The sequence below is a fragment of the Sphingomonas sp. FUKUSWIS1 genome (assembly GCF_000733135.1).
GTDB classification, from domain to species: domain Bacteria; phylum Pseudomonadota; class Alphaproteobacteria; order Sphingomonadales; family Sphingomonadaceae; genus Sphingomonas; species Sphingomonas aerolata.
Map to the genome: position 1 here is coordinate 14,784 of NZ_JPJC01000063.1, position 18,265 is coordinate 33,048.

General features: G+C 65.4%; 18 protein-coding genes, 1 other RNA gene and 1 pseudogene. 6 read left to right on the top strand and 14 right to left on the bottom strand.

Annotation, left to right across the window (positions count from 1 at the left end; genetic code table 11):
• Window positions 1–6 precede the first annotated feature (6 nt).
• Window positions 7–546 carry a J domain-containing protein gene (locus tag sphsw_RS05170; RefSeq protein ID WP_031439670.1) on the bottom strand — a complete coding sequence of 180 codons (540 nt, stop codon included), beginning with the start codon at window positions 544–546 and terminating at the stop codon, window positions 7–9.
• A 216-nt stretch (window positions 547–762) separates the two neighbouring features.
• Here sphsw_RS05170 and sphsw_RS05175 point away from each other — a divergent pair, with 216 nt between their 5' ends.
• Entirely contained in the window at window positions 763–2,343 is a 1,581-nt protein-coding gene (locus sphsw_RS05175) for a SulP family inorganic anion transporter (protein WP_081874151.1), read from the top strand.
• A complete protein-coding gene (locus sphsw_RS05180) occupies window positions 2,340–2,978 on the top strand; it encodes a carbonic anhydrase (RefSeq protein WP_031439672.1) in 639 nt (212 codons plus the stop codon). Before sphsw_RS05175 ends, sphsw_RS05180 begins: the two co-directional genes overlap by 4 nt.
• 32 nt (window positions 2,979–3,010) lie before the next feature.
• Here sphsw_RS05180 and sphsw_RS05185 read toward each other — a convergent pair whose 3' ends face one another.
• The 11 genes from sphsw_RS05185 to sphsw_RS05230 all read right to left on the bottom strand — a co-directional run bounded on the left by sphsw_RS05185 (window position 3,011) and on the right by sphsw_RS05230 (window position 13,628).
• A complete protein-coding gene (locus tag sphsw_RS05185; RefSeq protein WP_031439673.1) occupies window positions 3,011–4,978 on the bottom strand; it encodes a hypothetical protein in 1,968 nt (655 codons plus the stop codon).
• 45 nt (window positions 4,979–5,023) lie between these two features.
• Window positions 5,024–5,412: RNase P RNA component class A (gene rnpB / locus sphsw_RS18275), an RNA gene on the bottom strand.
• 11 nt (window positions 5,413–5,423) lie between these two features.
• A complete protein-coding gene (locus tag sphsw_RS05190; RefSeq protein ID WP_081874152.1) occupies window positions 5,424–6,056 on the bottom strand; it encodes an N-acetylmuramoyl-L-alanine amidase in 633 nt (210 codons plus the stop codon).
• A 53-nt stretch (window positions 6,057–6,109) separates the two neighbouring features.
• Complete coding sequence (locus sphsw_RS05195; RefSeq protein ID WP_031439674.1) at window positions 6,110–7,024, bottom strand: DMT family transporter; 915 nt, start codon at window positions 7,022–7,024, stop codon at window positions 6,110–6,112.
• Window positions 7,025–7,084: 60 nt separating this feature from the next.
• Window positions 7,085–7,963 carry a CheR family methyltransferase gene (locus tag sphsw_RS05200; RefSeq protein ID WP_235188288.1) on the bottom strand — a complete coding sequence of 293 codons (879 nt, stop codon included), beginning with the start codon at window positions 7,961–7,963 and terminating at the stop codon, window positions 7,085–7,087.
• Between the two features lie 29 nt (window positions 7,964–7,992).
• A complete protein-coding gene (cheB, locus tag sphsw_RS05205; RefSeq protein ID WP_081874147.1) occupies window positions 7,993–9,132 on the bottom strand; it encodes a chemotaxis-specific protein-glutamate methyltransferase CheB in 1,140 nt (379 codons plus the stop codon).
• Between the two features lie 17 nt (window positions 9,133–9,149).
• Complete coding sequence (locus sphsw_RS05210; RefSeq protein WP_031396352.1) at window positions 9,150–9,515, bottom strand: response regulator; 366 nt, start codon at window positions 9,513–9,515, stop codon at window positions 9,150–9,152.
• Window positions 9,516–9,600: 85 nt separating this feature from the next.
• Complete coding sequence (locus tag sphsw_RS05215) at window positions 9,601–10,032, bottom strand: chemotaxis protein CheW (RefSeq protein WP_031396353.1); 432 nt, start codon at window positions 10,030–10,032, stop codon at window positions 9,601–9,603.
• The gene (locus sphsw_RS05220) at window positions 10,032–12,386 is read right to left on the bottom strand and encodes a chemotaxis protein CheA (RefSeq protein ID WP_081874148.1); all 2,355 of its coding nucleotides are present in this window, start codon (window positions 12,384–12,386) and stop codon (window positions 10,032–10,034) included. Before sphsw_RS05220 ends, sphsw_RS05215 begins: the two co-directional genes overlap by 1 nt.
• 100 nt (window positions 12,387–12,486) lie before the next feature.
• The gene (locus tag sphsw_RS05225; protein ID WP_031396355.1) at window positions 12,487–13,131 is read right to left on the bottom strand and encodes a histidine phosphotransferase family protein; all 645 of its coding nucleotides are present in this window, start codon (window positions 13,129–13,131) and stop codon (window positions 12,487–12,489) included.
• 104 nt (window positions 13,132–13,235) lie between these two features.
• Window positions 13,236–13,628: a Mov34/MPN/PAD-1 family protein gene (locus tag sphsw_RS05230; protein WP_031439678.1), complete on the bottom strand. Its 393-nt coding sequence runs from the start codon at window positions 13,626–13,628 to the stop codon at window positions 13,236–13,238.
• Window positions 13,629–13,645: 17 nt separating this feature from the next.
• Between sphsw_RS05230 and sphsw_RS05235 the strand changes: the two genes are divergently transcribed.
• The 4 genes from sphsw_RS05235 to mtgA are packed head-to-tail and all read left to right on the top strand — an operon-like array spanning window position 13,646 to window position 17,502.
• Entirely contained in the window at window positions 13,646–14,593 is a 948-nt protein-coding gene (locus tag sphsw_RS05235) for an RluA family pseudouridine synthase (RefSeq protein WP_031439679.1), read from the top strand.
• Between the two features lie 52 nt (window positions 14,594–14,645).
• The gene (gene rpoH / locus sphsw_RS05240) at window positions 14,646–15,548 is read left to right on the top strand and encodes an RNA polymerase sigma factor RpoH (RefSeq protein ID WP_031396358.1); all 903 of its coding nucleotides are present in this window, start codon (window positions 14,646–14,648) and stop codon (window positions 15,546–15,548) included.
• Between the two features lie 4 nt (window positions 15,549–15,552).
• Window positions 15,553–16,821 carry a flavin monoamine oxidase family protein gene (locus sphsw_RS05245; RefSeq protein WP_031439680.1) on the top strand — a complete coding sequence of 423 codons (1,269 nt, stop codon included), beginning with the start codon at window positions 15,553–15,555 and terminating at the stop codon, window positions 16,819–16,821.
• Between the two features lie 9 nt (window positions 16,822–16,830).
• Window positions 16,831–17,502 (top strand): monofunctional biosynthetic peptidoglycan transglycosylase, encoded by a 672-nt coding sequence (gene mtgA / locus sphsw_RS05250; protein ID WP_031439681.1) that lies wholly within the window; start codon window positions 16,831–16,833, stop codon window positions 17,500–17,502.
• A 27-nt stretch (window positions 17,503–17,529) separates the two neighbouring features.
• Here mtgA and sphsw_RS05255 read toward each other — a convergent pair whose 3' ends face one another.
• On the bottom strand, window positions 17,530–17,853 hold the full coding sequence (locus sphsw_RS05255) for a YbaB/EbfC family nucleoid-associated protein (RefSeq protein ID WP_031395321.1): 324 nt from the start codon (window positions 17,851–17,853) through the stop codon (window positions 17,530–17,532).
• A pseudogene (locus sphsw_RS05260) lies at window positions 17,850–18,265 on the bottom strand (DNA polymerase III subunit gamma/tau); the annotation flags it as partial. The pseudogene sphsw_RS05260 and the gene sphsw_RS05255, both read right to left, overlap by 4 nt.

Genomic DNA, 18,265 nt, shown 5'->3' on the forward strand with positions numbered 1-18,265 from the left:
CGCGGATCACGCCGGCTTCCACGTCCGTGCATCCTCTGCGGCGCGCAAGACCTCGTAAGCGGCCTGGACACCCTGGAACCGTGTTGCTGCATCCTTGTCGCCCGGACGCACATCGGGGTGATTGGCCTTGGCCATTCGCCGCCACGCGGCACGGACATCCTCGAACGTCGCATCGGGTTCGAGCTGCAGCACTTCAAGCGCACGCATCTCGTCGCGCGACCGACTGCCGTCGCCCGATCCCGCCCAGGCATAATGCTTAGGATCCGCATAGCCATCCGCGGTGCGCGTTTCCGCCGCCTCGCGCTCGGCGGCTTCCTCAGCGCTCAGACCTTCGAAATAATTCCAGCCGCGATTATACTCGCCCGCATGCGTCATGCAGAAATACCAGCGGTCCGGGCTGTTGGGCGATTTCGGCGCCGGGCAATTGCCGGGTTCGTTGCAGCCGTGCCGGTCGCACAATCGAACCGTCACCGCCTCGCTGCTCGAGCCATAGCCGCGCCACCGCGGAAATCCCCAATCGGGTGTACGTGTCGTGCTTCGCGCCATAGCCGTTCGAGATAGGCGTCCCCACCGACAACGCAACCGCGTACCGCACCGCCAAACGATCAAGCCACGCGGCCGTACCTGCGGCCGGGACCGACATTGCGCCTTGAGTCAGGAGGCGTTCATCGCCTAATGAACATGAATAAATTGTCATCTGGCATAGGGTAAAGCGTCTGCTCCGGGCGCATCCCGGCCGACGTCGCGGCGACAGGAGCCTTGGTGCAAACTCTCATTCCGAAGCTAAGCACGTGGCGGGCCGATCTTCCCGCGTCGATCGTGGTCGCCCTTGTTGCCCTGCCCCTGTGTCTGGGCGTTGCGCTAGCGTCAGGTGCGCCACTGTTCGCAGGCGTCATCGCCGGAATCGTCGGCGGCATCGCTGTTGGGCTATTCTCGAAATCGCCGCTGTCGGTCAGCGGACCGGCTGCGGGCCTGACGGTAATCGTCCTTGCGGCGATCGAAAGCATGCCAAGCTACCAGATGTTCCTGATGGCCGTCGTGCTGGCGGGCGTGCTTCAGATCGGGTTTTCGCTGACGCGCGCGGGTATCCTCAGCGAATTCGTGCCCTCCTCGGTGATCACCGGGATGCTGGCCGCGATCGGCCTGATTCTTATCCTCAAGCAAATTCCGCACGCCGTCGGCTTCGACCGCGAGGCCGAGGGGATCTTCGAATTCTCCACCGCCAACGGCGTCAACACCTTCTCGCGAATCATCGAAAGCCTGAGCGCGAGCGTGACCCCCGGTGCAATCCTGATTGCCGGGATCAGCCTGGCATTCCTGTTCTGGTGGGACGGCGCGAAACCAAAAAATGGCCCGCTCCGGTTCGTCCCCGGCCCGCTCGTCGTCGTCCTGATCGGCGTACTCGGCAATGCGTTGCTCGGCGCTGTGAAGCCTGATTGGCAGCTCCAGGCGACACATCTCGTCCAGGTACCCGTCACGCAGAAGCTTTCCGAATTTCCCACGCTGTTCACGCTCCCGGACTTTTCCGGCATCAGCATGGGCATCGTCTGGACAACTGCGGTCACGCTCGCAATCGTCGCGAGCTTGGAGTCGCTGCTCAGCGTGAAAGCGGTCGACGAGATCGATCCGCGCCGTCGCTCCACCGACAAGAACTGGGAGTTGCTCGCGCAGGGCGGGGGTAACATCCTGTCGGGAATGATCGGCGGGCTTCCCGTCACGTCGGTGATCGTCCGATCGTCGGCCAATGTCGACGCCAAGGCGGAGAGCAAGCTTTCGACCATGCTCCACGGCTTCTGGCTGCTGATCAGCGTTGCACTGATCCCGTCGCTGCTGAACCTGATCCCGCTCTCCGCGCTTGCCGCGGTGCTGATCGCGACCGGTTACAAGCTGACCAAGCCGAAGCTGTTTCTGGAACGCTACAAGCAGGGCTGGACGCAGTTCATCCCCTTCGTCGTCACGGTCGGCGCGATCCTGTTCACCGATTTGCTCGAGGGCATCGTGATTGGCATCGTAGTCGGCTTCGTGTTCGTCATTGCACGCAACTTCCGTACCGCGATCACCTTTGCCTGCGATGGCGACGACTGCCTCGTCCGTGCCCGCCGCAACCTGTATTTCATCCACAAATATGAATTGCAGAAGTCGCTGAACCGCGTGCCTGACAATACCCAGGTGCTGATCGATCTGTCGTCGACCAGCTATGTCGACCTCGACAATATCGACATCATCAACGCATTCATCAAAGGCGCGGAATATCGCGGTATCACCGTCAGCCTGCGCGGCGATATCGCCGGCAAGCGTGCTGCGTTGATCAACGCGCCATCGAGCGAGGTTCTGTACACATGAGACGCTACAAACAGCTGCTGCTCGCCAACAAGGCCTGGGTCGCAGAGCATACCGACGAGAATCCCGACTTCTTCAGCCGCCAGACGGTCGGCCAGAAGCCGGAATTCTTGTGGATCGGCTGCTCGGACAGTCGCGTCAGTCCCGAACAGATGACGATGACTCAGCCGGGCGGGATGTTCATCCACCGCAACATCGCCAACCTCGTCAACGATCACGACCTGAACCTCATGTCGGTGCTGCAATATGCGGTCGACGTGCTGAAGGTGAAGCATGTCATCGTATGCGGCCATCACGGTTGCGGCGGCATCATGGGTACGCTGCAAGGTGGGCTGGACGGCCCCGTGGACGAGTGGCTCGACACAGCGCGCGAAGTACTGCGCGATCACCGCGACGAGATCGATGCGCAGCCGACCCAGGAAGCGAAGGTCAACCGGTTCGTCGAGGTCAACGTCCGCGACCAGCTCGTTCGCCTCGCGCGTACCAAGACGGTGCAGGATGCATTCGCCAAGGGCCAAGAACTGGCGCTCCACGGCTGGGTGTACGACATGCGCGACGGCCACATCAAACCGCTGATGGAGATCGCCGCCGATACGGTTCTCGACGAGATCGGCCGGCCGGAGAAGGTGCTGGTGTGACGTCAGTCCCTCCCCCTACGGGGAGGGCAGAATCATCCCGGCATCTTGAACCGGACATTCTGGGAAAGCCCGCCGCAGCCGACACCGCCATCGGGGCGAAACGTCTTCGTATATCGGGCGCCCGCGACGGTCTGTGTGCCGGCCTTGGTGAAAACGAACGGCGGATAGCTGAGCACGGCGCGCTCGTTCAGCACCTTGCCGTCCGGCCCCACATCGAACTGTGTCCGGGTCCAGCCTTCAAATCCCCAGATGCGGGCCTCATCCGGGAACGTGCCGCCGGCCGAAAGGAATCGGGGCGGGGCATCGAGGATCGCGCACTGGCTGGCCGCCAGCCCCGACCGGTCGAACGTGGCACGTGCCGCCACCGGATCCCCCGCCTGCTGCTGTAGCGACGCCAGCCGGATCAGCGCACCGACACGCATCGGGTCGTTCGCTGCCAAACCCTTGTCGTCCGCGACCGCCTGTAACGGCGCCACACGCCGGCTTCGGCTTCTGGTCGAGTCCGCTATGAGCAGTTGCAGCGCCGATCGCGCTTGCGGATCCTGCGCATAACCGGGCTTCGACAGCAGCGGCGTGATAGCGCGGGCATAGGCACCCTGCTTCCAGCTATCGGCACTTTCGGTCTCACGCACACGGATGTCGAGCGGGAGCAGCGCGATCGGCGGGGCGCCGTTTGCCTGAGCAATAGCGAACGCCCGCTGCGCCAGCTCATGCGCCTCCTCACGACCCACGACCGCATTGCCGACGAGCTGGTACAAGGGTGGCAGCGTGGCGAGCGATGTCGGCCCCGACTTGCCCTCCGCCGCCGCGAGTGCGGCACGTTGCCCGACGATGGCGGCGGCATCCGCGCCACGTTCGCGTACCGGTATCGAAAACCCCTTGGACTCGAGCCAGGCCGCCATGTCCGCGTCGAGAAACTTGGTGATCGACGGCCGCTCGAACGCGGTCGAGCAGCGCATCTCGACGCGGATATTATAGCGGAAGAACGCGGGAAAGGACTTGGTCTGCTCGGGCGTCCATGACCAGTCGCGGACGGCACGCGCAAATTCGAGCGCCACCGCGCCACCGCCTGCGGCATAGATGGGCGAGACGCCGCGTACCACGCCGTCATTGTCGATCGTGAATTCGACGACCGCCATGTCCGCAGGCCTCAGATCGGCCTCGCCACCGCAGGCGGGTACCTCCATCTGTACCGCCGGATCAAACTCCCCCTTGCTCAACCGGCCCGCGCCGGTCATCGCCATGTACCGGCGGGCCTCTTCGCTCTTACCCGCCAACAGTGACGCGATCGCCGCATCTGACCGCGCGGAAACGTCGCGCGAATCTGTCTGCGACGTCATCCCGCCATAAAATTTGACCGCCTCAACCGCTTGCGTCCGCGCCTGTTCATACTGCCCCCGGTTCAGCGCCAGGATCGCGCGCCGCCGCGCGATCAGAGCCTTTACATCCGCATCGGCAGGCGCCGTCCGGACGAGCGCATCGACCTTCGCAAGGGCTGCATCCGCGGCGGCGGGATCGGTGAACGTCGTCGTGTCAGCTAGGGACAACAGCGCCGCGACCTTCAGCGACGCTCCGTCCGCCGCAGCGGCGGCGCTCGCAAACGAAACGCTCGCCCCCGCATAATCGAGCGCATTCTGCGCAATGAGGCCCAGATCAAAATAGGCCCGCCACCGATCCTCGGCGAGCGTCGGGTCCTTCGCAGGCAACAGCGCGAGGCCGTCGCGTGCCGCGGTCACCGCATCGTCTGAGCGATCGAGCTTGAACAGTGCCGCACTCTTGCGGGTCAGCGCAATGCCCCGGCTCCGCGATCCCGGCTTGGTTCGTGCTTCAAGCGTCGTCCAGGCCGCAAGCGCAGCGGTACTGTCGCCCTTCGCATCCAGCGCCGCGGCCGCTTCGAAATCCTGCTGCACCGTGGTTGCGGGCCCCTGTGCCGCGACCTGCGCAGCGATCGCCGCCATCACGATGCCTGCACCCATCAGTCCTGCCCGGTCGATACGCATCACATCCCCCACGTCTTTCGGGCAGTCTGCATGCGATCGGGCGAGGATGCCAGAGGGTCTGTAAGCCGGGTTCTGTCCATTTCCGACCCTTCGGTCGAAAGTTGGGCGACCATTCCTCTAGGACGACGGTTGCCCGCCGCCTCAAGCAATCAACCCGGGTGACGAGCCGGAACGAAGCCCATGTGCCACCCCTATTCGATCTTGCTCCCGGTGGGGTTTGCCGTGCCGCCCCTGTTACCAGGCGCGCGGTGCGCTCTTACCGCACCCTTTCACTCTGACCGCCCCGACTTGCGCCGAGGGTTGGCCGTCTGCTCTCTGTGGCACTGTCCCTGGGGTCACCCCCGCCGGGCGTTACCCGGCACCGTCGTTCCGCGGAGCCCGGACTTTCCTCGCGGATGCCATTACAACATCCCCGCGGTCGCCCGACCCTCTGGCGCGCCGATCCCTAGTCGTCGCCCATCGGTTTGGGAAGCAGCAAAGCGAGCAGGATGCACCGGCATTCCGCATCGATCTCGCCGTCTACAAGCTCGGGGCGAAACCGGCGCTGGAACGCCATGATCGCCGCCATCCGGTTCTCCACGTCATAGCCGAACCGTTCGAGCGCGAGGCAGAAGCCGCCCTCCGTCCAGCCGGGATCCATCAGATTCTTGGTCGGCCGCGGCAGCGCAAGCCGGCGTCGCGCCAGTTCGTGCCACGGGAACAACTCGCCGGGATCGCGCTTGCGCGTCGGCGCGATGTCGGAATGACCGACGATGTTACCCCGCGTGATCTCGTGGCGGTCCTTGATCTGCGCCACCAACGGCAGCAGCGCGGCGATCTGTTCCGGCGGGAACGGGCGATAGCCGAACTCATGCCCAGGATTGACGATCTCGATGCCGATGCTCGCCGAATTGACGTCCTCGATCCCGCGCCAGTGCGATCGTCCCGCGTGCCAGGCGCGCTTGTCCTCGGCGACCATCCGCAGGACGGTACCGTCCTCCTCGATCAAATAATGCGCCGACACCTTCGCGTCCGGATCGCGCAGGCGGGCAATCGCGGACGGGCCGTCCTGCATGCCGGTATAGTGCAATACGATCATGCTGACAGGCAGCGTTCGGTCGTCGAAATTCGGTGACGGCGTCTCGATGATCGTCAAGCCAGCTTCCCCTCCAGCCGGTCCGCGCGTGCGGTCCGGATCGTGACGATCGCGACGCCGAGCATCGCAACGCCTCCGCCTGCAAGCATCAATAGCGTCAACGGGTTGCCGAAGTAATAGGCCGCGGCGAACACAGAGATAATTGGTGCGGCGAGCGTCATCGGCGTGACAACGCTAACCGAATGACGCTGCAACAGCCACGACATCGAGCCCTGGCCGATCACCGTCGATCCGATCGCGGAAAACGCCACCCAGCCGACCGTGCGGAGCGGCAGGTCAGGGATCGCGCGCATCGCTACGGGCTCGGTGATCATCGCCACGACCGCCATTACCAGGCTCCCCATCAGCCCGACCCAGGCATAGATCGTCAGGACCGGCACGCCGACGAGCCGCCGCTGGATCAGCGAGGTGATCGCCCAGATCAGGCTTGCCAGCGCGGTCAGCGCAAGACCGGCGCCCTCGCGCGCTGCCGACGGATCGAAGACCAGCAGCACCACTCCCAGGATCGACAGGCCTATCCCCAGCATCCGGGGCCAGTGGATCCGTTCGCGAAAAACGACGATCGCGAGCAGCAGCGCGAACGGGACGCCAAGCTGGCCGGCGATCGCCAAGGCGCCGATATTCGTCGCGACCGACAGCGACAGATTGATCACCAGATAGAAGATGCCGCCCGACAACAGTCCGAGCAGTGCCAGCGTCGCGGTCCGTCCCGGCACCAGCCGGAACCAGCTCGCGCAGACTGCGAACACGATGACCTGACGCAGGAACCCGGCCGTCATCGGCGCGATCTCCGTCACCGCCATCTTCACGGCGATGATGTTGAGCCCCCACAGCACGTTCATCACGACGACGATCGCAAAGTCGCGCAGGCCGAACCGATGCGTCGCTGGAGGTGCGGCCTGGATCGTCATCCCCCAACGCTTGCCGGGATCGGGCCGCGATGTAAACCGCAGCGGCACTCTATCTCGGGATCACGGCGCGGACGAGCGAAGCCGCAGATCGCCAGTGGTTGACGACGGCGTTTCGTAGAAGCCGCGATAGCGCTGGCTGGGTTCGAACAACGGGGTCTGCCCGCTCACCGTCTCCCCCGCGCCCATGACGAACAGGCCGCCGGGCCGCAACGCCCGTGCGATCGTCGAGAACACCCGCAATTTCGTCTCCGCCGTCAGGTACAACAGGACATTGCGGCACAGGACCAGGTCGAAACGTCCTGCGGGCGCCGCATCGGACACGAGATTCACGCGCCGGAACGTGACAAGCTTTACCAGCTCTGGCTTGGCGACCCAGTCCGCGCCGACACCGTCGAACCACCGCATCATCCGACGGATCGGCAACCCACGCTGAATTTCGAACTGCGTGAAACGCCCCGACCGTGCGCGGGCGATTGCGGCGCCCGACACGTCGGTCGCGATGATGTCCGGAACCGGCGCACCGGTCGTCTCGTGCCGCTCGGCGAACAACATCGCCAGTGACAGCGGCTCCTGCCCGGTCGAACATCCCGCGCACCAGATCCGGATACGATGACCGGCTGCCTCGGCATCCGCGATCGCCGCAACGAGGTGCTCGAAGACCTGCGCGTCGCGGTAGAAGGACGTTTCCTGGTTTAGTAGCGCATCGACGATATGCTCGCCGATCTCCCGATCCTTTCCGGCCAGCAACTGCGCAACCAGCTCGTCAAGGCTGCCGAGCTGGCGTTCACGCAACAGCGGCTTGAGCGCTGTATCGAGGCGCCAGGAGCGATAGGCCGCGATCTGCTGCCCCGTCCGCGCTTCCAGCAGCGCGGTCAGCACGTCGATCGTCGCCTGGGAGGCCGCCGGGGCCGGTGAGGATGACGGGGCCGTGGTCGGCATGCTCCGCCCGCGCAACGCTGACGCGCCCATCATGGACGACGCTGCGACGCGATGAGCCGCCCGATCGCCTCGGGGGGCAGTATCGCCGCAGCAACACCCGACGACACGACTGCGCCCGGCATGCCCCAGACGACCGACGTCGTCTGATCCTGAGCCACCACGCTGCCGCCGGCGTCATGGACCTGTCGCGCCCCCTCCGCACCGTCGCGGCCCATGCCGCTCAGCATGATAGCCAGCGCGCGCGCGCCAAAGACTTGGGCGACCGATCCCAGCATCGGATCGACCGAGGGCAGGCAACCGCTGCTGACGACGCCCTGCCTGAGGCGGATCGCGGCACCGCCGTCGCTCAGCCGCACGCAGGTCATGTGGGCGTCGCCGGGGGCGATGAACAGGCGGCCGGGGCGGATCCGCAGGCGGTCGGTCGCGACGTCGCACGGCCGGCCGGACAGGACCGTGAGTTGTGCCGCGAAATACGGCATGAACGACGCGGGCAAATGTTGCGTGATCAGGATCGGCAGCTGGAACGTGGCGGGCAACTCACGCAGCAACTGGCTCAGCGCGTGGATCCCGCCGGTCGATGCACCGATCGCGACGATGTCATAGGCGTCGCCGGCCGCGACGGAACGGCCCTGATCCGCAGCACCCCGGCCGCACAGCGGCTCAACCGCGGCCGTGACGTTGCGCGCGCTTCTCAGTCCCGACGCGCGGGTAGGCACGATCGCGGCCGGGGCTTCGCACAGGCGTTCGAGCTTTTCGACCAGTGCGGTTGCAAAGCGGCCAGACATGCCGCTGGCGCCCGGCTTCACCAACGTTTCCGCCGCCCCGAGCGCGAGCGCCTGGACCGCGGCCGCACCGCCCTCATCGGCTGAGGAGGAGACGATCAGGATCTTGGCACCCTGCCCCGCGGCAATCAGGTCCGGCAGCGCGGTCAGCCCATCGACCCCCGGCATTTCGATATCAAGCAGGATGAAATCGACCTCGGCGGAGCGCAGGAACTCGAGTGCGGCTCCCGCATTGGCAACCGCGCCGACGACCGTGAACTGCGAGCTCGCGTCGATCAGCCGCGCCATCACCGCGCGGGCGACCACCGAATCATCGACGATCAGGACACGCGCGACGGCGGACGAAGGCGACCGCGGCAGCGGTGGAAGGGGCAGCGAGGCGGCCACGGCGTCGTAAGACCCGCTCAGGCCATGCCGACGATTTGCAACTTCGATGCGAGGGTTTCGCGGTCGAACGGCTTCATGACATATTCGTCGGCACCCGCCTCGATCGCGGCGCGGATATACGCCATGCCGTTCTCGGTCGTGCAGAAGACGACCTTGGGACGCTGCGTGATATCGCTGTCGCGCAGCGCTCGCAGGAAATCCATGCCGCTCATGACGGGCATGTTCCAGTCGAGCAGGATGACGTCTGGAACCGACTCCAGACAGCACTGGAGCGCCTCCTGGCCGTCACATGCCTCGCGAACGGTAAAATCAAGCGTTTCGAGGATGTGTCGCGCGACCTTGCGGATCACCTTCGAATCATCAACGACAAGACAGGTCTTCATGGAAAGCCTTCCGGGGTGATCATGGCGCCCGCCTTAGCCGGCAAAGCGTAAGCACCGGGTTAAGCGCGCGCGAGTAGGCCGCCGTTTAGGCGACGAGCGCGGGCAAGGACGACGGCACCACCGCGGCCAGGTCGAGCACCAGCATCGGCTCGCCATCGCGATCGACCAGCCCCGACGCCGCTGCCGCCCAGCCGTGGTTGAGCGCCAGCCCCGACGACAGCGGCAGCCGCTCGAACGGCGCGACATCCTCGAGCGAGTCGACCAGGATCGCATAGTCATGCCCGTCGACCTGCGTGATGACTGCCCGCCTGGCGGTTTCGGGCGTCGGCGCGAGCCCCAGTGCAGTGCCGGTATCAATCACCGTCACAACCCGACTGCGAAGCGCGGTCAGCCCACGGATCGCCGCCTCCGCCTGCGGCACAGCGACGACATCACCGATATCGACGACCGAGCCGACCTGTTCTGCCGGAATCGCGACGCCGCGTCCGGCAATATGCGCGATCAGAAACAATTCCATCAGCGCGCTCCCCCACTCGTCACGGCGCGAATATACGGTGCTGAATCCCCTTGTAGCGCGCCGGCCTGCGCCGCGACCCGCCGCGCGAGTTCCTCGATCAGCGCCGGACGATCATAGCGATAGATGCTGTGGTCCTGCGCACCTGTACCCTCCCGATTACGGCGCAGCGTGACGATCGGAGCGGCGACCGCCTCGACCGGTCCATCCTCCATCGCTAGCGCGACCGCAGGCGTCTCGCCCGCGGCGAGGCGTGTCACACACCGATAGCCCGACGCCTCGAGCGCGGGTTTGAGGAACGTCTCCATCCACCCGCTGCTGTCGCTCTGCAACAGGCAGACCGGGCGCGAGGCGCGCCGGACCGGCTCGCCCGCGAACAACGCGTGCGGATCGATCAGCTCGACCTGCTCACCGCCGATGATCACGACGCCCGCGATCGGCCCGCCGCCATGAGCCGGGGCCATTTCGGGCGGCAATTCGACGATCTCGATCGCCTCCGCGATCGCATAGGCCATCTCGCTATCGCCATCGGTCAGACGGAGTACCGCGACTTCTTCGCGGTCGCCAATCGTGCCGACCGAATGCAACGGCACGATCGCCCCGCCGATCGCGAGACGCAACGCGCCCGCCGTAAAGCTGATCGCCGACGTCGCCACCGGTTCGACCCGGTCGATCACCGCCAGCGCGATCACGCGGCGCTTTCCGTCCAGATCGTCGAACAGCAGCGCCTGTACGCCGGCCACGCTGTCCGCCGCCGCCTCGTCGTGCGCGACCGCGAGGGCGGAAAACCGCAGCCCCGCGACATGCGCGATCCCCGCTCCGTCGAGCAGCAGCATCGGCAGGCCGCTGTCGGGCAGCGTCTGGCCGGCATAGACGCCGGTCGCCATCACGTGCGGCGAGGCGGGTTTGACGACCAGTTCCTCCGCGTCGAGCACATCGTCGACGCCGAGCGCATAGTCGCCTTCGCGGGTCGACACGATCACGAGCGTGCCCGGGTCATGGTCGCCCAGCCCGAACAGCGCGGCCAGCGAGACCAGCGGCATCCGCCGTCCCCTGACCGCGACGGCCGATGCATCTCCGATCGTGTCGATCCGCACCTGCGTTCCACGGACCCTGACGATCTCCTCGATCGACTGCCGCGCCAGCGCGAAACGCTGCGTCCCCACACTGACGATGATCGTCGACAGGATCGACAGCGTCAGCGGCACGTGAATGACGATCCGCAGACCCCGGCCGGGCATGTTGCACAGTGCGATGCGTCCGCCGATATGCTCGATATTGGCGCGCACGACATCCATGCCGACGCCGCGTCCCGAGACTGTCGTGACCGTGTCGCGGCTCGACAGTCCCGCTTCAAATACGAGATCGAGCTTTGCGTCCTCATCCATCGCGCCGATCTGCGCTTCCGTACGCACGGCCTTGTCCTTGGCCTTGCTGACGATCCGCGCGACGTCGATGCCACGTCCGTCGTCGCTGATCTCGATGAGGATCTGGTTGCCCGACTGGCGTGCGGACACGACAAGTCGCCCCGTCGCGGGCTTGCCCGCGGCCAGACGGTCGGCCGGCGACTCGATCCCGTGATCGACGGCGTTGCGGATGATATGTGCCAGCGGATCGCGAATCAGCTCGATCAGCTCACGGTCGAGCTCGACGTCAGAACCCTCGATCACCAGGTTGACCGCCTTGCCCAGTTCCGCGCTGGTATCGCGGACCATGCGCGGCAGCGCCGAAAACAGCGCATCGATCTTCTGCATCCGGGTCCGCGTCACCGTGTCTCGCATGTCGGCGACGGTCAGCGAGAGCCGTTCGAGCGCAGCATCAACATGCGGATCGCTGACGTTATCTCGCAATCGCCGCGCCAGTTCGTTGCGCGCGAGCACCATGTCGGACATGCCGCTCATCATCCGGTCGAGCAGATCGACGTTCAGACGGACACTGCGGCTGCTGGCCCGCACGGTTGCGACATGCACGGGCACGGCCGCCGGCGTGGCGTCCTCCGCCAGCGCCGTGATCAGCAGTTCCTCGCTTGCATCATCCAGCGCCGCGCCGGCATCGATCGCCTCGACGATCTCGCCGATCCGGTCGACGATCGCGAGCACGGCATTCACCAGCGCGGTGTCGGGCACGCGCTTGTTGTCCCGAACCGCCGCAAGCACGTCTTCAGCGGCATGGCTCAGCCGGGCCAGCCGGGGGATGTCGAGAAACCCGCAGCTGCCCTTCACCGTGTGAACGAAGCGGAAGATTGCGTCGAGCCGCGCGCGATCCGTCGGCGCCGCCTCCCAGGCGACAATCTCGCCCGACAGCGCCTCCAGCGTCTCGCGCGTCTCGGCTATGAATTCCTGTAGAAGATCGTCCATGCGGGCCCCGGAACGCGTGCGTCGGGCCCGTCATGACGAACAGGGGTTAAGGCCGCGTTAGGATCGCTCCTCCCCCACCGCACCACCGTATCCAGCCAAGTTATCGCGCGTTGAACACCGCACCGAAGATCATGACGCCGTCGGACGGTTCAAAGATCTGCATGCTGCCCCCGCTCTCGGCGACGAGCGTGTGCACCATATAAGCGGCGGCCGCGCGCGGCGTTACCGCAGTATCGCCAGGACCGTCGACCAGCGTCCGACGAATTTCGGGGTCCAGGACGAGCCGCGGCCCCTCGACCTTCACGACCACCTCGAGATGGCCGGCATTGTCCTCGCCGCCAATCTCCATCCGGCCGCCACGCACCAGCGATTCGCTGCCGATCAGCACCAAATTGAGCAGGACCTTGATCGCCGCCTTGGGCATCGTTTCCTCGTCCACGAGCCAGGCGAGCTCGATCCGCTTGTTCTCGGCGATCAGCCCTTCAATCGCGGACTTGGCCTCGCGGGTTGCGACCTCCTCGCCAAATCCTCCCGCAGCACCGAAGGCCAAGCGAAAGAATTTCAGCTTGCTCGCCGATGCGCGTGCGCTGTCCGCCAGCAGCTCCATGCACCGCGCACGCATTGCCGGATCGGCTTCGTCTGCCAGCAGTTCGAGCCCGTTGTTGAGCGCGCCGACCGGCGACAGCAGGTCGTGACACAAACGCGAACACAACAGGCTGGCAAAATCGACCGGGCTGACAGTCATGAATATCCTCTCGAAAACATGTGCCGTTCTGACCTCGCCACGATTGGCTGGCAAGCGGCAAGGCGCATCGTTGGCGCTTCGCGCTCTATGCTCGGCGGATCACATCAAATCAGCACAATGGCAACCTCGGCAAATGCACCGGGGGCGTGAGACCGCCAAGCGCGGGCTTGCCTGCCGCCGATGATCAGCCAGATCGCTCCGTCGCCCATCGCCTGCGCGGCGTCGCGCGGCGACGGCACGGGGTTGCCCGTGGGATGCGAGTGGTAATGACCGATGACCGCTGGGCCGCCGTGGCGCGCGCGACGATGCGCGGCCAGCAGCGCTGCAGGATCGATTTCGAAGCTGCGGGCGGGATGTTCCGCGACGTTCGCGCAAGGCTCTGCCGTTGCGATCGCATCCGGCGCGCCGAACAGCAGTCCGCAAATCTCTTCGTCCTGCGATGCCGCCGCCAGAGCGATAATCCTATCGAGGACGCTGCTTGAAATCGTAACGCTCATCGCCACATCGCTACCGCATGGACCGGGGGGTTGCCACGATTGAAGCGAGAATCGCCGCGGCGGCCGATGGATGGCGTCTCGACCGCGCGCTCGCGGATGCCGTTCCGACGATGTCACGCGAACGGTTGAAGACGTTGATCGCCGCCGGTGCGGTATCGCAGGCGGGTCAAGCCTGGCGCGATTCTTCGAAAAAGGCGTCCGCCGGTCAGACCTTCGCGATCGCCGTGCCGCCACCGACGCCGCTGCATAACGAGGCGCAGGACATCCCGCTCGTCATCGCCTATGAAGACGAGCATCTGATCGTCGTCGACAAACAGGCGGGTCTGGTCGTGCATCCTGCAGCAGGCAATTTCGACGGCACGCTCGTCAACGCGCTGCTTCACCATTGCGCAGGGAATTTGTCGGGGATCGGTGGGGTCGCGCGTCCGGGCATCGTCCACCGGATCGACAAGGATACCTCCGGGTTGATGATCGCCGCGAAGAGCGACCGCGCGCACGAGGGACTGGCCAAGCAGTTCCACGATCACAGCATCGACCGCCGCTACCGCGCGATCGTCGGCGGGATCCCGCGCCCTTCCTCAGGAACCGTCGATGCCCCGCTGGCGCGCAGTCCGCAAAACCGGAAGAAGATCGCGATCGTCCAAGGCGGCAAACGCGCCGTCACGCATTTCACGACACTGCAACCGCTTCGCGATGCCGCGCTGGTCGAGTGTCGGCTCGAAACGGGTCGCACGCATCAGGTGCGCGTCCACATGGCCTCAATCGGGCACGCCTTGCTCGGCGACCCGGTCTACGGTAGAAACCGGCCCGGTCAGAAGACGCTGCTCGAAACGCTTGGTTTCCGCCGTCAGGCCTTGCACGCCGCGTATCTCGGGTTCATCCATCCTATAAATAGTAACGCTTTGGCGTTCGAAAGCAGGATGCCTGCGGACATGCAGGAACTGTTCAGCGAGCTTCACGTATAGATATCGGACCCTGCCGCAGTGCGGTATGGTTTCGCAGAAAGGGAAGACTACCATGGCAGCCCGCTCCAACGTTCCAGCGACGATACCTGCGCTCGGCAGCGAGGCGGGTCTCAATCGCTATCTCGCCGAGATCAAGAAATTTCCCATCCTGCAACCCGAGCAGGAATATATGCTCGCCAAGCGGTTCCAGGAGCATGGCGACACCGATGCTGCGGCGCAGCTCGTGACGTCGCATCTCCGTCTCGTGGCGAAGATCGCCATGGGTTATCGTGGCTACGGCCTGCCCACCTCCGAGTTGATCTCTGAGGGCAATATCGGCCTGATGCAGGGCGTGAAGAAATTCGAGCCGGAGCGCGGCTTCCGCCTCGCGACTTATGCGATGTGGTGGATCCGCGCGTCGATTCAGGAATATATCCTGCGCAGCTGGTCGCTCGTGAAGATGGGGACCACCGCAGCGCAAAAAAAGCTGTTCTTCAATCTGCGCCGGATGAAGAGCCGCCTCGATGCATTCGAGGACGGTGATCTGCGCCCTGAGCACGTGACGAAGATCGCCACCGATCTCGGTGTCGCCGAGACCGACGTCGTCAGCATGAACCGCCGCATGGCGATGGGTGGTGACACCTCGCTCAACGTCCCGATGCGCGAGGACGGCGAAGGTCAGTGGCAGGATTGGCTGCAGGACGACGCACCGCTCCAGGACAAGATCGTTGCCGACGCACAGGAGGCCGACGTCCGCCACTCGATGCTGGTTTCCGCGATGGACGACCTCAACGATCGTGAACAGCATATCCTGACCGAACGCCGCTTGACGGACGATCCTAAGACACTCGAGGAATTGTCTCAGGTCTATGGCGTCTCGCGCGAGCGAGTCCGCCAGATCGAAGTTCGCGCGTTCGAGAAGCTGCAAAAGGCTATGATGCGCATTGCCGGCGAAAAGCGCCTGCTCGCCGCTTGACGCCGTGCGCACCGTCGTCATCGGCGGCGGTGCGGCCGGTATTGCGGCGGCGCGGACGCTGCATGACGCCGCGCATGATGTGTTGCTGGTCGAGGCGAGCGACCGCCTTGGTGGTCGGGCGCATAGTCTTTCAATAGACGCGTTATTGAGCCGCGAGAGCAGTGAGGCAGACGCGAATCCTGTCCCTGCGGGGTCTAATGTCGATGCCGGTTGCGGGTGGCTCCACTCTGCGCAGCGCAACCCATGGACCGCGATTGCGGAGCTTTCGGGTTTCAGCGTCGACCGGTCGGACGCGAACTGGCGCACGCAATGGCGTAACCTCAGTTTTTCGCCCGAAGAGCAGGCGTCTTCGTCTACCGCCTATCAGGAATGGAACGCCCGCGCATTGGCGGCAGTCGACGGTCCCGACCGCGCCCTGTCCGAGCTTGTCGGTGTGAACGATCCGTGGCGGCCGAGGATCGACGCGATCTCAGGCTATGCGAATGGCGCCAGCCTGTCGCAGGTGTCGCTCCATGACTGGGCTGCGTATGAAAATGCGGCTTCGGACGATAATTGGACCGTCAAGCAAGGCTATGGCACGCTTGTCGCCAGTCACGCTGTCGGTCTGCCGATCCGTCTCACTACGCCGGTCACCCGTATCAACCATGGCGGTCGGCGGATCAGGCTCGACACGCCGTCCGGGACGATCGCTGCGGATCATGTCATCGTCTGCGTGCCCACCACCGTGCTGGCCAAGTCACAGATCAGGTTCGACCCGCCCTTGCCTGACAAGCATGCCGCCGCCACCGACCTCCCGCTCGGTTTAGCCGACAAGGTGTTCCTGCATGTCGATCGACCGGAATGGCCGGCGAATGCGCATCTCGTCGGCAACCCCTATGCTGCGTGCACCGCCAGCCACCGCCTGTCGCCGTTCGGCTGGCCGATCGTCGAAAGCTTCTTCGGCGGCGACTGCGCGGAGATGCTGGAGGATGGCGATGCCGCGGCGTTCGCGATCGACGAACTCGTTGCCCTGCTCGGCAGCGACTGGCGCCGTCGCTTCACGCCGCTTGCCGCGACGCGCTGGCGCCGAGAGCCGTGGATCGGTGGTAGCTACAGCCATGCGCGGATCGGGTGCGCTGGCCAGCGTGCGGTGCTTGCCGCGCCGGTCGACGGCCGGATCTTCTTCGCCGGCGAGGCCTGTCACCGTGAGGATTTCTCTACGGCGCACGGCGCATATGAAACCGGCGTCGCGGCGGCGCGGGCGATCATTGGCGGGGGCGCGGTGATCGCATAAGGAGCGGCGATGGGCCTTATCCGCATCCTCGCCAAATTCGCGTTCGTCTTCGTCGTCGTGACGGTCGCCTGGGTCGGCCTGTACCGGGTCGTTCCGCCGCCCTTCACCTTCACGATGATGGGCGACCTACTGTCGGGGCATACGGTGACGAAGGACTGGATGCCGTTGTCGGAGATGGATCCCGACATGGCGCGCGCCGCGATTGCGGGCGAGGATTCGGGGTTCTGTTCGCACAGCGGCTTCGACTTCAAGGCGATTGCCGGGGCGGCGGCGCGCAATGCGCAGGGTGGGCGGATCCGTGGCGGGTCGACGATCAGCCAGCAGACCGCGAAAAACGCGTTCCTGTTCCAGGGCGGCGGCTATGTCCGTAAGGCGTTCGAGGCGTATTTCACCGTCCTGATCGAGACGCTGTGGCCGAAGCGGCGGATCATGGAGGTGTATCTCAACATCGCCGAGACCGGGATCGGCACCTATGGCGCCAATGCCGGGGCGATCCGGTATTTCAACCATGATGCGTCGCGGCTGTCGGCGACCGAGGCGGGACGGATCGCGGCGGTGCTGCCGCTGCCGAAGAAGCGGGCGGCGATCGCGCCGCGCGGTTTCGTCCGCCGCCACGGCAACACGCTGTCGCGCCGCGTCTCGACGGTCCGCACCCAGGGGCTCGACGGCTGCCTCCGCTAGGGACCGGCAGCCGCCGCACCCGGCAGATCAGAACGGCAGCTTGAAGCCCGGCGGGAGCTGCAGGCCGCTGGTCATCTTGGACATTTCGGTGCCCGACACCGCATCGGCCTTGGCGCGGGCATCGTTGAACGCGGCGGTCAGCAGATCCTCGAGCATCTGCTTCTCGCCGACCTGCATCAGCGAATCGTCGATCGCGATGCCGATGATCCGGCCCTTGGCGGACGCCTTGACCTTGACCAGCCCGCCGCCCGACGCGCCCTCGACCTCGATCGTGTCAAGATTGGCCTGCGCCTTTTCGAGTTCGGTCTGGACGTTCTGCGCCATGGCAAGGATTTCGTCGATATTCTTCATGCGTTGCTCCTTTGACCCGGCCACGATTCAAGCTTGGCGTCGGGAAACGCTGCCACCGCGGCCTTCATGATGGGGGATTCGAGTATGGCCTGCTTCACCGCCTCGTCGGCGGCGTCCTGCGCCTCGCGCAGCGTCGGTTCGCCCGGCGCGTCGACGATCGACACCTTCCAGGCAGTCCGCGTGACCGACTTCAGCAGCGTGCCGAGCTCGGCCAGCGTGTCGGCCGAGACCGGCCGGCTGCCGGAGAGCGCGAATTCGGGCGGCGCATAGGAGACGATCCGCGCGCCGTGACGCAGCCGCGCGGCGATCGCCAGCCCGCCCGAATCGTCGAGCAGATCGACCAGAGCCGCGAAGGTCGGCGGCAGGATCGGTCCGGTGTCGACGGGTGCCGGCGGAGCGGACGCCCCCGCCC

Bases quoted from the DNA above. Each gene is read 5' to 3' on its own strand.
- sphsw_RS05170 (WP_031439670.1), bottom strand. From the start codon at position 546: ATGGCGCGAAGCACGACACGTACACCCGATTGGGGATTTCCGCGGTGG.
- sphsw_RS05180 (WP_031439672.1), top strand. From the start codon at position 2,340: ATGAGACGCTACAAACAGCTGCTGCTCGCCAACAAGGCCTGGGTCGCA.
- sphsw_RS05185 (WP_031439673.1), bottom strand. From the start codon at position 4,978: ATGCGTATCGACCGGGCAGGACTGATGGGTGCAGGCATCGTGATGGCG.
- sphsw_RS05190 (WP_081874152.1), bottom strand. From the start codon at position 6,056: ATGATCGTATTGCACTATACCGGCATGCAGGACGGCCCGTCCGCGATT.
- sphsw_RS05195 (WP_031439674.1), bottom strand. From the start codon at position 7,024: ATGACGATCCAGGCCGCACCTCCAGCGACGCATCGGTTCGGCCTGCGC.
- sphsw_RS05200 (WP_235188288.1), bottom strand. From the start codon at position 7,963: ATGCCGACCACGGCCCCGTCATCCTCACCGGCCCCGGCGGCCTCCCAG.
- sphsw_RS05210 (WP_031396352.1), bottom strand. From the start codon at position 9,515: ATGAAGACCTGTCTTGTCGTTGATGATTCGAAGGTGATCCGCAAGGTC.
- sphsw_RS05215 (WP_031396353.1), bottom strand. From the start codon at position 10,032: ATGGAATTGTTTCTGATCGCGCATATTGCCGGACGCGGCGTCGCGATT.
- sphsw_RS05220 (WP_081874148.1), bottom strand. From the start codon at position 12,386: ATGGACGATCTTCTACAGGAATTCATAGCCGAGACGCGCGAGACGCTG.
- sphsw_RS05225 (WP_031396355.1), bottom strand. From the start codon at position 13,131: ATGACTGTCAGCCCGGTCGATTTTGCCAGCCTGTTGTGTTCGCGTTTG.
- sphsw_RS05230 (WP_031439678.1), bottom strand. From the start codon at position 13,628: ATGAGCGTTACGATTTCAAGCAGCGTCCTCGATAGGATTATCGCTCTG.
- sphsw_RS05235 (WP_031439679.1), top strand. From the start codon at position 13,646: ATGGACCGGGGGGTTGCCACGATTGAAGCGAGAATCGCCGCGGCGGCC.
- rpoH (WP_031396358.1), top strand. From the start codon at position 14,646: ATGGCAGCCCGCTCCAACGTTCCAGCGACGATACCTGCGCTCGGCAGC.
- mtgA (WP_031439681.1), top strand. From the start codon at position 16,831: ATGGGCCTTATCCGCATCCTCGCCAAATTCGCGTTCGTCTTCGTCGTC.
- sphsw_RS05255 (WP_031395321.1), bottom strand. From the start codon at position 17,853: ATGAAGAATATCGACGAAATCCTTGCCATGGCGCAGAACGTCCAGACC.